12 protein-coding genes are annotated in these 12,597 nt (G+C 69.7%); 4 read left to right on the top strand and 8 right to left on the bottom strand.

Annotated elements, in window-relative coordinates; all coding sequences use genetic code 11:
- Positions 1–134: 134 nt before the first annotated feature.
- The 3 genes from DDF67_RS08220 to DDF67_RS08210 all read right to left on the bottom strand — a co-directional run bounded on the left by DDF67_RS08220 (position 135) and on the right by DDF67_RS08210 (position 3,901).
- The gene (locus DDF67_RS08220; RefSeq protein WP_109100410.1) at positions 135–1,484 is read right to left on the bottom strand and encodes an ABC1 kinase family protein; all 1,350 of its coding nucleotides are present in this window, start codon (positions 1,482–1,484) and stop codon (positions 135–137) included.
- A gap of 148 nt (positions 1,485–1,632) precedes the next feature.
- Positions 1,633–3,423 (bottom strand): M3 family oligoendopeptidase, encoded by a 1,791-nt coding sequence (locus tag DDF67_RS08215; protein WP_109100409.1) that lies wholly within the window; start codon positions 3,421–3,423, stop codon positions 1,633–1,635.
- A gap of 61 nt (positions 3,424–3,484) precedes the next feature.
- On the bottom strand, positions 3,485–3,901 hold the full coding sequence (locus DDF67_RS08210) for a MerR family DNA-binding protein (RefSeq protein ID WP_109100408.1): 417 nt from the start codon (positions 3,899–3,901) through the stop codon (positions 3,485–3,487).
- Positions 3,902–3,970: 69 nt separating this feature from the next.
- Here DDF67_RS08210 and DDF67_RS08205 point away from each other — a divergent pair, with 69 nt between their 5' ends.
- Complete coding sequence (locus DDF67_RS08205) at positions 3,971–4,714, top strand: MauE/DoxX family redox-associated membrane protein (RefSeq protein ID WP_233247577.1); 744 nt, start codon at positions 3,971–3,973, stop codon at positions 4,712–4,714.
- A 177-nt stretch (positions 4,715–4,891) separates the two neighbouring features.
- On the opposite strand, the gene DDF67_RS08200 is transcribed toward DDF67_RS08205, so the two are convergent.
- Positions 4,892–6,640: an acyl-CoA dehydrogenase gene (locus DDF67_RS08200; RefSeq protein ID WP_109100407.1), complete on the bottom strand. Its 1,749-nt coding sequence runs from the start codon at positions 6,638–6,640 to the stop codon at positions 4,892–4,894.
- Between the two features lie 196 nt (positions 6,641–6,836).
- On the opposite strand from DDF67_RS08200, the gene DDF67_RS08195 reads away from it, so the two are divergent.
- The 3 genes from DDF67_RS08195 to DDF67_RS08185 are packed head-to-tail and all read left to right on the top strand — an operon-like array spanning position 6,837 to position 9,747.
- Positions 6,837–7,460, top strand: a complete 624-nt coding sequence (locus DDF67_RS08195) for a YceI family protein (RefSeq protein WP_109100406.1) — start codon at positions 6,837–6,839, stop codon at positions 7,458–7,460.
- Between the two features lie 26 nt (positions 7,461–7,486).
- Complete coding sequence (locus tag DDF67_RS08190) at positions 7,487–8,839, top strand: YceI family protein (protein WP_109100405.1); 1,353 nt, start codon at positions 7,487–7,489, stop codon at positions 8,837–8,839.
- Entirely contained in the window at positions 8,767–9,747 is a 981-nt protein-coding gene (locus DDF67_RS08185) for an L-threonylcarbamoyladenylate synthase (protein WP_109100404.1), read from the top strand. Before DDF67_RS08190 ends, DDF67_RS08185 begins: the two co-directional genes overlap by 73 nt.
- A gap of 10 nt (positions 9,748–9,757) precedes the next feature.
- Here DDF67_RS08185 and DDF67_RS08180 read toward each other — a convergent pair whose 3' ends face one another.
- The 4 genes from DDF67_RS08180 to DDF67_RS08165 all read right to left on the bottom strand — a co-directional run bounded on the left by DDF67_RS08180 (position 9,758) and on the right by DDF67_RS08165 (position 12,596).
- The gene (locus DDF67_RS08180) at positions 9,758–10,519 is read right to left on the bottom strand and encodes an ABC transporter permease (protein WP_109100403.1); all 762 of its coding nucleotides are present in this window, start codon (positions 10,517–10,519) and stop codon (positions 9,758–9,760) included.
- The gene (locus DDF67_RS08175) at positions 10,516–11,442 is read right to left on the bottom strand and encodes an ABC transporter ATP-binding protein (RefSeq protein ID WP_109100402.1); all 927 of its coding nucleotides are present in this window, start codon (positions 11,440–11,442) and stop codon (positions 10,516–10,518) included. The genes DDF67_RS08180 and DDF67_RS08175 overlap by 4 nt, the downstream gene beginning before the upstream one ends.
- A gap of 79 nt (positions 11,443–11,521) precedes the next feature.
- The gene (locus DDF67_RS08170) at positions 11,522–11,878 is read right to left on the bottom strand and encodes a hypothetical protein (RefSeq protein ID WP_109100506.1); all 357 of its coding nucleotides are present in this window, start codon (positions 11,876–11,878) and stop codon (positions 11,522–11,524) included.
- Positions 11,879–12,143: 265 nt separating this feature from the next.
- Positions 12,144–12,596: an NfeD family protein gene (locus tag DDF67_RS08165; protein ID WP_109100401.1), complete on the bottom strand. Its 453-nt coding sequence runs from the start codon at positions 12,594–12,596 to the stop codon at positions 12,144–12,146.
- Position 12,597: the final 1 nt, after the last annotated feature.

The following is a 12,597-nucleotide window of genomic DNA, read 5'->3' as shown; positions in this document are numbered from 1 at the left end:
TCCTCCCCCGCATAGCGGGGGAGGTGGCGCGGCGCTATCAGCGCCGTGACGGAGGGGGCGAGTGACGGCAATGAGCCCAGTCTCGCCCCCTCCACCACTTCGTGGTCCCCCTCCCCCGTTGCACGGGGGAGGAGTTATGAAAGCCCCGCCGCTCCCAGCACCGCCCTCTGCCGCTCCGCCAGCGCCTCCTCCGAGAACCCTTCCAGCGAGACCTCGAACAGGGCGCGCCAGTTGTGGCGGGCGCCCAGGTGCAGGAAGGCCGCGCCCAGGCCGATGGCGGCGCGGTCCATGAACACGAACTCGCGCGGGATGACGATGCCGCCGACCGATTTGAGCGCCTGGCGCACCTTGAAGGCCTCGCGGCGGCCGTATTCGCCGGGCGGGGTGTCGTCGGCCACCGTGCGCACCCGGTCGTCCAGCAGCGGGCCGTAGATGAACCGCGCCCAGACGTTCAGCACGTCGACCAGCTCGTCGGTCAGGTTGGAGAAGCCCCAGCTGCGATAGGCCTCGACCTGGCCGGCGCGGTCGTCTTCCGACAGGGCGCGATAGAGCCGCACCACGCCGCCCACGAAGTGGGGCGGGAACACCCGGATGCAGCCGAAGTCGAGCAGGTTCAGGTGCGCCGCGCCCTCTCCGCCGAAGGTGTAGTTGCCCAGGTGGGGGTCGCCGTGGATGACGCCGATATGGGTCATCGGACCCCACCAGGCCTCGAACAGCAGGGCGGCGATGCGGTCGCGGGTCTCCTGCGGCGCGGTCTTGAAGGCCATCAGCCCCTGGCCGTCGAGCCAGGTCATGGACAGCAGGCGGCGGGTGGAAAGCTCGGGGACGGGGACGGGCGTGCGGATGTCCTCGCGGCCGGCGAAGAAGCCGCCATAGACGGCCATCATCTTCGCCTCGCGATCGTAATCCAGCTCCTCGCGCAGGCGGTCGCCGACTTCTCCGATCATCTGGGTGGGGTCGATCGAGCCGTCCATCCGCTTGAAGAGGCCGATCAGGGCGCGCAGCTGGCCAAGGTCGCTTTCGACGGCGCTCTGCATGTCCGGATACTGCAGCTTCACGGCCAGCCTGCGGCCGTCGGGCGCGAGCGCGCGGTGCACCTGGCCAAGCGAGGCGGCCGCGGCGGCCTCGTGCTCGAAGCTCTGGAACTTCGTCGCCCAGTCGGCGCCCAGTTCGGCGGCCATCCGCCGGCGCACGAACGGCCAGCCCATGGCGGGCGCGTTGGTCTGCAGCTCGGCCAGTTCCTTGGCGAACTCGGGCGGCAGCAGGTCGGGCACCGTGGCGAACATCTGGGCCGCCTTCATCAGCGGACCCTTGAGATTGCCCAGCGCAGCCTTGAGGGCCTTGGCGTTGCGGGCGCTGGCCTCGTCGCCGGCGAAGACGCGATTGGCGCCGTAGCTGACGGCCGCGCCCGACAGGCCCGCGCCCACCTTGGCGAAGCGGGCGAGGCGGCCCGAGAGGCGGTCGCGTTCGGGGTCGGACGCCATCAGGAACCTCCCCCCGTGGGGGAGGCGATCGCGTCAGCGATCGGTGGGGGGAGTGCCGAGCCGGCTAGCCGTGAGGAAGCTGAAAACGGCCCCCCTCCGGCCCTGCGGGCCGCCTCCCCCATAGGGGGAGGTTCCTTGAAAGCGATCCTCACACCAGCGCCTCGAACTCGTCCACCAGCCGCTCCAGCTGCCGGCAGCCCGCCGCCCAGAAGGCCTTGTCGCGCGGGTTCAGGCCGAAGGGCTTGAGCGCCTCGACATAGGTCCGGGCGCCGCCGGCGGCCAGCAGGTCCTCGTAGAGCGGGGCGAAGCCTTGCGGGTCCTCGCGGCGCTTTTCCATCAGGCCGCGCACCAGCAGGTCGCCGAATGCGTAGGCGTAGACGTAGAACGGCGCGTGCACGAAGTGGCTGACATAGGCCCAGTAGTGCTCGTAGCCCTCGTTGAGCACGACGGCCGGCCCCAGGCTTTCGGCCATGGTCTCCATCCACAGCGCGCCGATCTGGTCGGGCGACAGCTCGCCGTCCTGGCGGGCGGCGTGGAACCTGCGCTCGAAGCGGTGGAAGGCGATCTGGCGCACGACCGTGTTGAGGCCGTCCTCGATCTTGCCGGCCAGAAGCCCCTTGCGATCGGCGGGCGCAGCCTCGGCCAGCAGGCGGTCGAACACCAGGCCCTCGCCGAAGATCGAGGCGGTTTCGGCCAGGGTCAGCGGCGTGTCGGCCAGCAGGGTGCCCAGCGGCGCGCACAGGGTCTGGTGCACGGCGTGGCCCAGCTCGTGGGCCAGGGTCAGCACGTCGCGCCGCTCGCCCATGTAGTTCATGAAGACGTAGGGATGGCGGTCGGCGGTGACCGGATGCGAATAGGCGCCCGATTGCTTGCCGGCGCGGGGGCGGGCGTCGATCCAGGGCTGGGTGAAGAAGGTCTGCGCGGTGTCGGCGAACTTCGGGGCCAGGGTCTGGAAGCTTTCCAGCACCACCTCCCTGGCCTCGGCCCAGGGGTAGAGGCGCGGCTGGGCCGCGTCGAGCGGAGCGTTGCGGTCCCAGTAGTCCAGGGTCTTGCGGCCCATGGCCTTGGCCTTCAGCGCATAGTAGCGGTGCGACAGGCGCGGATAGGCCTCGACCACGGCCTGTTCGAGGGCGTCGACCGCGTCGGCGTCGACCTCGTTGGCCAGGTGGCGCGAGTGGGCCGGGTCGTCATAGCGGCGCCAGCGGTCCTCGACCTGCTTTTCGAAGGCCAGGGTGTTCATCACCAGGGCCTGGGTCGAGGCCCGCTCGGACAGGGCCTGGGCCAGGCCGTCGGCGGCGGCCTTGCGGCGGCGCACGTCGGGATCCGACAGGCGGTTCAGCGCCTCGGGCAGGGTCAGGGCCTCCTTGCCGACCTTGGCCGACAGTTTGGCCAGGGTCTCGTCGTAGAGCCGCACCCAGTTGGCCACGGCCGGGCCGCGGTCGACGATGTAGCGCTCCAGCTCGGCCGACAGCTCGTGCGGGCGCGACAGGCGCAGGCGCCGCAGCCACGGCGTCCAGCGGCGGGCCGGCTCGTGGGCCTCCAGCGCCGCATTCAGCTCGGCGTCCTCCAGCTGGTTCAGCTCCAGCGAGAAGAACAGGCTTTCGGCGGCGATCTGCGAGGAACGGGCGCGCAGGTCGGCCTCGAACTTGGCCCAGGCCGGGTCGTCGCGGGCGGTCGAGGCGGCCAGGCCCGCATAGGCGCCCACGCCCCACAGGCCGTTGACGGCCTCCTCATAGAGCCGGATGCCGCGATCGAGCAGCTTGCCCAGGCGCGCAGGCTCGCCGCGTGCTTCCAGGAACATGCCCTCCAGCGAGGCCAGTTCGTCATTGGCGGCCTTGGCGGCGGCCAGGTCGGTTTCGATCTTCGGGTCCTCGCGGCCGGCATAGAGGTCGGCGAGGTTCCACTCGGGGAGGGCGTCGGTCTTGAAGGGCGCGTTCATGGCAGCAAGGGATATTGCGTCTGGAGGGCGGGAGGCAATCGGGCGCGGCGGGTTTCTCCGCTCAGGTCTCGAACGCGGCGATGATGGGACAGGGTCCATGATCGTCGGCGCTGCAGGTCTGGAGCAGGCGCGAGAGGCCCGCACGGGCGGCCTGCAGCTCCTCGATCCTGTGGTCGAGATCGGCGATGCGCTCGCGGGCCAGCTCGCGCGCCCGCACACGGTCCTGGCTGGCATCCAGCGCCAGGAGCTCGCTTATCTGGTCCAGGGTGAAGCCCGAGCTCTGGGCCGAACGAATGAAGCGCAGCCGCCGCACCGCCTCGTCGCCATAGCGCCGCACGCCGCCGGACAGGCCCGAACCCCCGCCGCGCGCCGGCGTCTCCAGCAGGCCCCGCCGCTGGTAGTAGCGGACCGTCTCCACGCCCACCCCGCCGGCCCTGGCCAGGCCCGCGATCGTGGTCGCGCCGTTCGTCGTCGTCATTGCTTGACTCCGTACCATGGTACGGAACCCATATGAGCCGGGTCCCGGTTGCGTACAAGGAGATCCGCCGTGAGCAGCGTCGCCAAGAAGGCCGTCCTCTACCGCATGGTGATGGACAAGCACGTCTGTCCGTACGGCCTGAAAGCGCGCCACCTGCTGCAGTCCAGGGGCTACGAGGTCGAGGACCATCATCTGACGACGCGCGAGGCGACCGAGGCCTTCAAGGCCGAGCATGGCGTGAAGACCACGCCGCAGGTGTTCGTCGGCGGCGAGCGGATCGGCGGGTTCGACGACCTGCGCCGCTGGTTCGGGGCCAAGCCCCGCGATCCCAAGGCCAAGACCTACACCCCGGTCATCGCCCTTTTCGCCATGACCGCCCTGATGGCCCTGGCGGCGACCTACGCGGTGGACGCAACGCCCTTTACGGCGCGGGCCGTCGAGTGGTTCATCAGCTTTTCCATGGTGGTTCTGGCCATCCAGAAGCTGCGCGACGTCGAAAGCTTCTCCGGCATGTTCCTGGGCTACGACCTCTTGGCCAAGCGCTGGGTTCCGTACGGCTACATCTATCCGTTCGCGGAGGGTCTGGCTGGCGTGCTGATGACCGCCGGGGCGCTGACCTGGTTCTCCGCGCCGCTGGCGCTGGTGATCGGCGGCATCGGCGCGGTGTCGGTGTTCAAGGCGGTCTATATCGACAAGCGCGACCTGAAATGCGCCTGCGTCGGCGGCGACAGCAACGTGCCGCTGGGCTTCATCTCGTTGACCGAGAATGTGATGATGGTGGCGATGGCGGTCTGGATGCTGGTTCGCCATTGACCCTCTCCCTGAAGGGAGAGGTGTCGGCGAAGCCGACGGAGAGGGGAGGGACGGCCAGCCTCTGCGGAAGCTGAAAACGGCCCCCCTCCGGCCCTCTGGGCCACCTCCCCCAGAGGGGGAGGATCTATGCCTTAGATGCTCTCCCTCTGGGGGAGCTGTCGCGAAGCGACTGGGGTGTCAGTGAACCCCCAGCGCCTCCGGCGTCACCGCCACAAGGTCCGCATCGCCCAGGGTGACGGCGGCAAGCTGGCCCGGGACCTGGGCCAGCACGCTCTCGGCATAGACCCGCAGCAGCTGGCCGCGCAGGGCCTCGGCTTCCGGCGCCAGGGCGCCCTTGGCCAGCATCCAGCCGCCGACCGTGTCGCCCAGCAGCTTCAGATAGGCCGTAGCCCCGCTCAGGGCGTCCGGCATGGCGCGGGCGCGGCGCTCGACCAGCCAGGCGGTGGCCGAGGCGGCGGCGTCGAGCGCGGCTTCCAGGCGGCCGGCGACCGGGGTCAGCGAGGCGTCGGCGGCCTTCAGGGCCTCGATGGTGTCGCGGATGTCGTCCATCAGGTCGGCCACGGCCTGGCCGTCGGCGAGGCCCAGCTTGCGGCCGATCAGGTCGATGGCCTGGATGCCGTTGGTGCCTTCGTAGATCGGGGTGATGCGGGCGTCGCGATAGTGCTGGGCCGCGCCGGTCTCCTCGATGAAGCCCATGCCGCCGTGAATCTGCACGCCCAGCGAGGCGACCTCGACGCCGACGTCGGTCGACCAGGCCTTGGCGATCGGGGTCAGCAGCTCTTCGCGCAGCTTGGCGGCCGCGCGGGTCGCCTCGTCGGCGGCCGCGTGGGCCAGGTCGGCGGCGACGGCGGTCGACAGGCAGATGCCGCGCGCAGCCTCGATCTTGGCCTTCATCAGCAGCAGGGTGCGGCGCACGTCCGGGTGGTCGAACAGGCGCGAGGGATAGGCGCCTGTCCAGGCCGAGCGGCCCTGCACGCGCTCCAGGGAAAAGTTCAGGGCCTGCTGGTAGGCGCGCTCGGCGATGGCGACGCCCTGGGCGCCGACCTGCAGGCGGGCGGCGTTCATCATCGTGAACATGTGGGCCACGCCGTGGTGCAGCTTGCCGACCAGCTCGGCCTTGGCGCCTTCGAACAGCATGACGCAGGTGGGCGAGCCGTGGATGCCCAACTTGTGCTCCAGCCCGCCGACGCGCACGTCGTTGCCCGCGCCCGGCTTGCCGTCCTCGTCGACCAGAACCTTGGAGGCAAGGAACAGCGAGACGCCCTTCACGCCGGGAGGGGCGTCGGGGGTGCGGGCCAGAACGAGGTGGACGATGTTGTCCGTCGCGTCGTGGTCGCCCCAGGTGATGAAGATCTTCTGGCCGCTGATGGTCCAGCCGCCCTGGCCGTCCGGCGTGGCCATGGTGGTGATGGCCGCCAGGTCCGAGCCGGCCTGGGGCTCGGTCAGGTTCATGGTGCCGGTCCATTCGCCCGAGACCAGCTTGGGCAGGAACACGCTCTTGTGGCGCTCCGTGCCGTGCAGGGCCAAGGCCTCGATGGCGCCCAGGCTCAGCATCGGGCAAAGGCCGAAGGCCATGTTGGCCGCCTGCACCATCTCCAGGGTGGCGATCTCCAGCGCTTTCGGAAGACCCTGGCCGCCATGCTCGGGCGCGGCCGCCAGGCTGGTCCAGCCGGCCTCGGCGAAGGCCTTGTAGGCGTCGGCGAAGCCGGGAGCGCTGCGCACCACGCCGTTCTCCAGCTTGGCGCCCGTAAGGTCGCCCTGGCGGTTGATCGGGGCCAGCACCTCCGAGGCGAAAACGCCCGAGGCCTCCAGCACGGCGTCGACGGTGTCGGCGTCGGCCTCGGGATAGGCGTCGGCCAGCCGGCCGAAGTCGGCCACATGGCGCAGGGCGAAGGCGAGGTCGCGGACGGGAGCGCGGAAAGTCATGCGGGGGCCGATCTGTTCAAGCGTCGGGTTGGGGTATGTGATCCCTGTTTAGATCGCACGGCCTACCGCGCCAAGGACCGCCTGTCGATCACGGCTTCGTGAGGAGACGCCCCTTCAACTGGACGGTGAAGTTCCTAAGTCGGGGTAATCAGCAACCGTCACTATGACAGTTTTGTCAGTTTGGAGATCTGAGACCATGGCTCGCCCCTTCGCCTACGCCATTCTGGCCGGCGCCCTTCTCGCCGCTCCCCTCGCGGCCCCGGTCGCCGCCCTGGCGCAACCGGCGACGGATCCCGCCGCCGCTCCGGCCGGGACCTGGGCCCTGGACAAGCGCCACGCCAGCCTGACCCTGCGCATCAAGCACTTCGGCACTTCGAACTACACCTTCCGCCTGTCGGGCCTCGACGGCTCGTACGCGTACGACCCGGCCAACCCGCTGGCCTCGAAGGTGTCGATCACGGTCGACCCGAAGTCGGTCGACACGGGCCTGGACAACTTCAACAAGGAAATCTCGGACGATCCGAAGTTCTTCGACTCGGCCAAGTATCCGACGATCACCTTCGTCTCGACCAAGATCGAGCAGACCTCGCCCGGCAAGGGCAAGCTGACCGGCGACCTGACCTTCCGCGGCGTGACCAAGCCGGTGACCCTGGACGTCACCTACAACGGCTTCGCCAAGACCCCGTTCGGTTCGCAGATCATGGGCTTCTCGGCCACCGGCAAGATCAAGCGCTCGGAATTCGGCTTCACCCACCTGGTGCCGATGGTTTCGGACGACGTCGACCTGGCGATCGAAGCCGAATTCAACCCGAAGAAGTAAGCGAAGTACCGAGTTAGGGACGGCCCATGACCGCCGAGACGCATTCCAACCCCGCCTCGGCGGCGGGTCCTGTCCGCTATTCGACGGTGGCGATCATCCTGCACTGGCTGATCGCCGCCGCTCTGATCTTCCAGGTGATCCTGGGCTGGCGGGCCGACGACGGCCCCAAGGGCGCGGAAACCTTCGCCCTCTTCCAGCTGCACAAGTCGATCGGCATCACCATCCTGGTGCTTTCCGTCGCGCGCCTGCTGTGGAAGCTGACCCACAAGTCGCCGCCGGCCCCGGCCGGCCAGCCGACCTGGGAAAAGCTCGCCGCCCACGCGGTTCACGTGGGCTTCTACGTGATCATGATCGGCCTGCCCCTGACCGGCTGGATCATCGTCTCGACCAGCCGCATCAACATTCCGACCATCCTGTTCGGGGCCATTCCGTGGCCGCACCTGCCGGGCCTGCCCGAGCTGGCCGCCGGCGCCAAGGACGCCTGGAACAACATCGGCCACCTTGGTCATGGATTGCTGGTCAAGTTCACCTATGTGCTGCTGGCCCTGCACCTGGGCGCGGTGGCCAAGCACCAGATCCTCGACCGCGACGAGGTGTTCGGCCACATGGCCGCCGGCGCCAAGCCGGGGATCAAGGAGCCGCGCCTGTGGCTGGCCGCCGCCGGCTTCGCCGCCGTGGTCGCCGCCGGCTACCTCTACACTCCGGCCAAGGCGAAGGCCCCCGCGCCCGCGGCCGAACAGACCGCCGCCGACGAGCTGGCCCTGCCCGACGAGAGCCCGGCGGCCCCCGCGCCGACCACGGCCGCTCCGGGGGCGCCCGCGACAGCCGAACCGGCCAAGGTCGAAGAGGCCGCCCCGCCCGCCGACAGCGCCCTGAAGGACCCGGTCGCCTGGGCCGTGCAGAAGGGCTCGCACCTCGATTTCAACCTGGCCTGGGCCGATACGCCGATCCAGGGCCGCTTCAGCCGCTGGACCGCCGACATCCTGTTCTCGCCGGAAGCCCTGGACCGCAGCAAGCTGACGGTCAGCATCGACCTGGCCTCGGCCGGCACGGGCGATGGCCAGCGCGACGAGAGCCTGCAAGGCCCCGACTTCTTCAACACCTCGGCCAACCCGAAGGCGACCTTTACGGCGACCAAGTTCCGCAAGACCGCCGAAGGCCGCTTCGTCGCCGACGGCGCGCTGGACCTGCGCGGCGTGAAAAAGCCGCTCAGCCTGCCCTTCAGCCTGAAGATCGACGGCGACACGGCCACGGCGCGCGGTGTAACCACCCTCGACCGGACCGCGTTCGGGGTTGGACAGGGCGAATGGGCGTCGACGGATCAGATACCGGCCAAGATCAAGGTCAGCTTCTCGCTGACGGCCAAGAAGAAGTCGTAAGCCGCGCGGCGCAGGCCCTCGCCAGCGGGGGCCTCGTCCTGCTGCCCACCGAAACCGTCTATGGCCTCGGGGCGGATGCGTCCGATCCCGCGGCCGTGGCGGCGATCTTCGAAGCCAAGGGTCGTCCGCGCTTCAACCCGCTGATCGCCCACGTCGCCGACGTCGCCACCGCCGCGCGCATCGCCGACTTCGACGAGCGGGCGCGCGCCCTGGCCGAGGCCTTCTGGCCCGGCCCCCTGACCATCGTCGCGCCCGTCAAGAATACGGCCGCCGTCTGCGACCTGGCCCGCGCCGGGCTGGAGACGGTCGCCATTCGCGTGCCCAGCCATCCGCTGGCCAGGGCCGTGCTGGCCGCCTTCGGCGGGCCGGTCGTGGCTCCCTCGGCCAACCGCTCGGGCCGTCCCAGCCCCACCACCTTCGCCGACGCAAACGCCGAGACCGGCGACAAGTGCGCCGCCGTGCTCGACGGCGGGCCGTGCCAGGTCGGCCTGGAGTCCACCGTCGTCGCCGTGCTCGACGGTCCCGTGCGCCTGCTGCGCCCCGGCGCCGTCACCCGCGCGCAGCTGGAGGCGGTGGTCGGTCCGCTCGCGGAGGCCGACGACGACGCCAAGCGCTCTCCCGGGCGCCTGGCTTTGCACTACGCCCCCGACGCGCCGGTGCGGATCAATGCGACGGCGCCGAACGCCGGTGAGGCCTATCTCGCCTTCGGTCCCTGGCCGGCGGGGGAGGGGGTGTTCAACCTCAGCCCCGCGGGCGATCTGGCGCAGGCCGCCGCCAACCTCTTCTCCTACCTGCGCGCCGCAGACCGCACCGCGCCGGCGGGCATCGCCGTGGCGCCGATCCCCGACGAGGGCCTGGGCGAGGCCATCAACGACCGCCTGCGCCGCGCGGCAGGGTTCGTGGGGTGAGGCGAACCGTCTAGTTCTTCAGGCGGTAGCCGGTCTTGAAGACCCAGGCGATGATCGCCAGGCACAGCAGCAGCACGCCGCAGGTGGCCGCCAGGCTGACGCCGACGCCCACGTCCGACGTGCCGAAGAAGCTCCAGCGGAAGCCGCTGACCAGATAGACCACCGGGTTGAACAGCGAGATCGTCCGCCACACGCCCGGCAGCATGTCGATCGAGTAGAAGCTGCCGCCCAGGAAGGTCAGGGGCGTGATCACCAGCAGGGGCACGATCTGCAGCTTCTCGAAGCTGTCGGCCCAGATGCCCAGAATGAAGCCGAACAGGCTGAAGGTCACCGCCGTCAGCACCAGGAAGGCGGCCATGAACAGCGGATGCTGGATCTCGAACGGCACGAACAGGCGCGCGGTGGCCAGGATGATGACGCCCAGCATCAGCGATTTCGACGCGGCGGCGCCCACATAGCCCAGCACGATCTCGAACGGCGAGACGGGGGCCGACAGCACCTCGTAGATCGTGCCCGACCACTTGGGCATGTAGATGCCGAACGAGGCGTTCGACAGGCTCTCGGTCAGGATCGACAGCATGATCAGGCCCGGCACGATGAAGGCGCCGTAGGGCACCCCGTCGACGGCGGTCATGCGCGAGCCGATGGCCGCGCCGAAGACCACGAAGTAGAGCGAGGTCGACAGCACCGGCGAGGCGATGCTCTGCAGCAGGGTGCGGAAGGTCCGCGCCATCTCGAAGCGGTAGATGGCGGCGACGGCGTGCAGGTTCATGGCCGGTCCTTCACCAGGCTGACGAAGATCTCCTCGAGGGAGCTCTGGCGGGTGTTGAGGTCGGTGAAGTCGACGCCCTCGGCCGAGAGGCGGCGCAGCAAGGGGGCGATGCCGGTCTCGTCGGCCTGGGCGTCGAAGCTGTAGACCAGCTCGGTCCCGTCGGCGGTCAGTTCAAGGGCGTAGTCCGAGAGCCCGGCGGGCACGGCTTCCAGCGGGGCCTGCAGGTGCAGGGTCAGCTGCTTCTTGCCCAGCTTCTGCATCAGGGCGGCCTTGTCCTCGACCAGGATGATCTCGCCCTTGCGGATCACCCCCACCCGGTCGGCCATCTCCTCGGCCTCCTCGATGTAGTGGGTGGTCAGGATGATGGTCACGCCCGTCTCGCGCAGCTTGCGGACCATCTCCCACATGTCGCGGCGCAGCTCGACGTCGACGCCGGCGGTGGGCTCGTCGAGGAACAGGATCGACGGCTCGTGGCTCAGGGCCTTGGCGATCATCACCCGGCGCTTCATGCCCCCCGACAGGGTCATGATCTTGGCGTCCTTCTTGTCCCACAGCGACAGGTCGCGAAGGATCTTCTCGATCAGCGCGGGGTTGGCCGGCTTGCCGAACAGGCCGCGGCTGAAGGTGACGGTGGCGATCACCGTCTCAAAGGCGTCGGTGGTCAGCTCCTGCGGCACCAGGCCGATCTTGGTGCGGGCCGGGCGGTACTCGCGGGCGATGTCGTGGCCGTCGGCGACGATCGTGCCGGTGCTGGGCCGCACGATGCCGCAGATGATGCTGATCAGCGTCGTCTTGCCCGCGCCGTTGGGGCCGAGCAGGGCGAAGATCTCGCCGCGATTGATGGTCAGGTCGACCTGCCTGAGGGCCTGGTGGCCCGAGGCGTAGGTCTTGGTCAGACCCGACACCGTGATGATGGGTTCCACCCGTCTGTTCCCTCTCGTCCGTGCGGTCCGCGCCCAGATGGGGGCGCGAGGCTAAAAGCGCCAGTGGCGCGCGCGGCGCCTATTTCGATCCCAGGGCGTCGGTCAGGTGGCACGACTTGCCCGCCTTCAGGCCTTCCAGGGCGATGACGTCCAGAGCGTTTCCGTCCTGGCTCTCGATCTCGGCGTACTGGCCGATGACCTCGACATAGACCGGCGCCTTCAGGGTCTTGAGCGTCTCGCGCAGCCTGGCGACCGGCTTTTCCTGTTCTTCGGCGCGATCGCGCAGGACGTAGCGGTTGGCGGCCAGGTCGCAGCGGGTGAGGATCACCTGGTCCTTCTGGACGTCCACCGTGCCGATATAGAGGTCCTGGGCGAGCGCTGCGCCGGCGCTCAGGCCCAGCAGCATCGCGCCGGCCAGCACGCAAAGCGATCTCATCATTGAAACTCCGTCGGGCGGGTCTTGGACTGGGGCTGGCCTAGCCTGTCGCCGCGCCCGGTTCTGTCAGCAGTGGTCAGCTGGCGCGGCGGGCCGAGCGGAGCATGCGGCCAAGTTCGCCGATCGAACAGGGCTTTTGCAGCACGGGGAAAGCCGTGGTGGGCCTCGTCGGCCAGCACCTGACTGTAGCCGCTGTCGGCCGAGTCGACGCGCAGAAGGCAGAGGGTGTCGGCCGAGCCCTCGCCCGAAGGGCGCCGCCGGTTCTTCAACGAACCGTCAGCACCGCCCCGTGAACGCCCACGACCGACACCCGGGTTCCGGTGACCGGGGCGGCGTCGCCCTCGGTTTCGGCCGCCCACTCCTTGCCGTCGACGAACACCCGGCCGCGGCCGTTCTCGAAGGCGGCGACCACCTCGGCCGGACGGCCCGGCAGGCGCAGGGTGGGGTCGTTGAGGTCTGGATCGGGCCCGGCCAGGGCCGGCCGCAGGAAGCGGCGGGCCAGATAGGTGCTGACGATGGTCAGCACCGCGAAGACGGCGATCTCGGCCGGCAGGCCGGTGGGCAGCAGCAGGGCGACGACCCCCACCGCCGCGGCCGAGGCGGCCGGCCACAGCAGCCAGCCGGTGCCGGTGCCCACCTCGATCGCCAGGAACACGGCCGCCGCCGACAGCCACAGCCAGAACGGATGGGCGATATAGAAGTCGATCAGGCCGGTCATG

The sequence above is a fragment of the Caulobacter endophyticus genome (genome assembly GCF_003116815.1).
In the GTDB taxonomy this organism is placed as follows: Bacteria; Pseudomonadota; Alphaproteobacteria; order Caulobacterales; family Caulobacteraceae; genus Caulobacter; species Caulobacter endophyticus.
This window is presented reverse-complemented; position numbering and strand designations above follow the sequence as displayed.

Coding starts and splice junctions, on each gene's coding strand:
- DDF67_RS08170 (WP_109100506.1), bottom strand. CDS start 11,878: ATGAGATCGCTTTGCGTGCTGGCCGGCGCGATGCTGCTGGGCCTGAGC.
- DDF67_RS08165 (WP_109100401.1), bottom strand. CDS start 12,596: ATGACCGGCCTGATCGACTTCTATATCGCCCATCCGTTCTGGCTGTGG.
- DDF67_RS08190 (WP_109100405.1), top strand. CDS start 7,487: ATGACCGCCGAGACGCATTCCAACCCCGCCTCGGCGGCGGGTCCTGTC.
- DDF67_RS08185 (WP_109100404.1), top strand. CDS start 8,767: ATGGGCGTCGACGGATCAGATACCGGCCAAGATCAAGGTCAGCTTCTC.
- DDF67_RS08210 (WP_109100408.1), bottom strand. CDS start 3,901: ATGACGACGACGAACGGCGCGACCACGATCGCGGGCCTGGCCAGGGCC.
- DDF67_RS08180 (WP_109100403.1), bottom strand. CDS start 10,519: ATGAACCTGCACGCCGTCGCCGCCATCTACCGCTTCGAGATGGCGCGG.
- DDF67_RS08195 (WP_109100406.1), top strand. CDS start 6,837: ATGGCTCGCCCCTTCGCCTACGCCATTCTGGCCGGCGCCCTTCTCGCC.
- DDF67_RS08200 (WP_109100407.1), bottom strand. CDS start 6,640: ATGACTTTCCGCGCTCCCGTCCGCGACCTCGCCTTCGCCCTGCGCCAT.
- DDF67_RS08220 (WP_109100410.1), bottom strand. CDS start 1,484: ATGGCGTCCGACCCCGAACGCGACCGCCTCTCGGGCCGCCTCGCCCGC.
- DDF67_RS08215 (WP_109100409.1), bottom strand. CDS start 3,423: ATGAACGCGCCCTTCAAGACCGACGCCCTCCCCGAGTGGAACCTCGCC.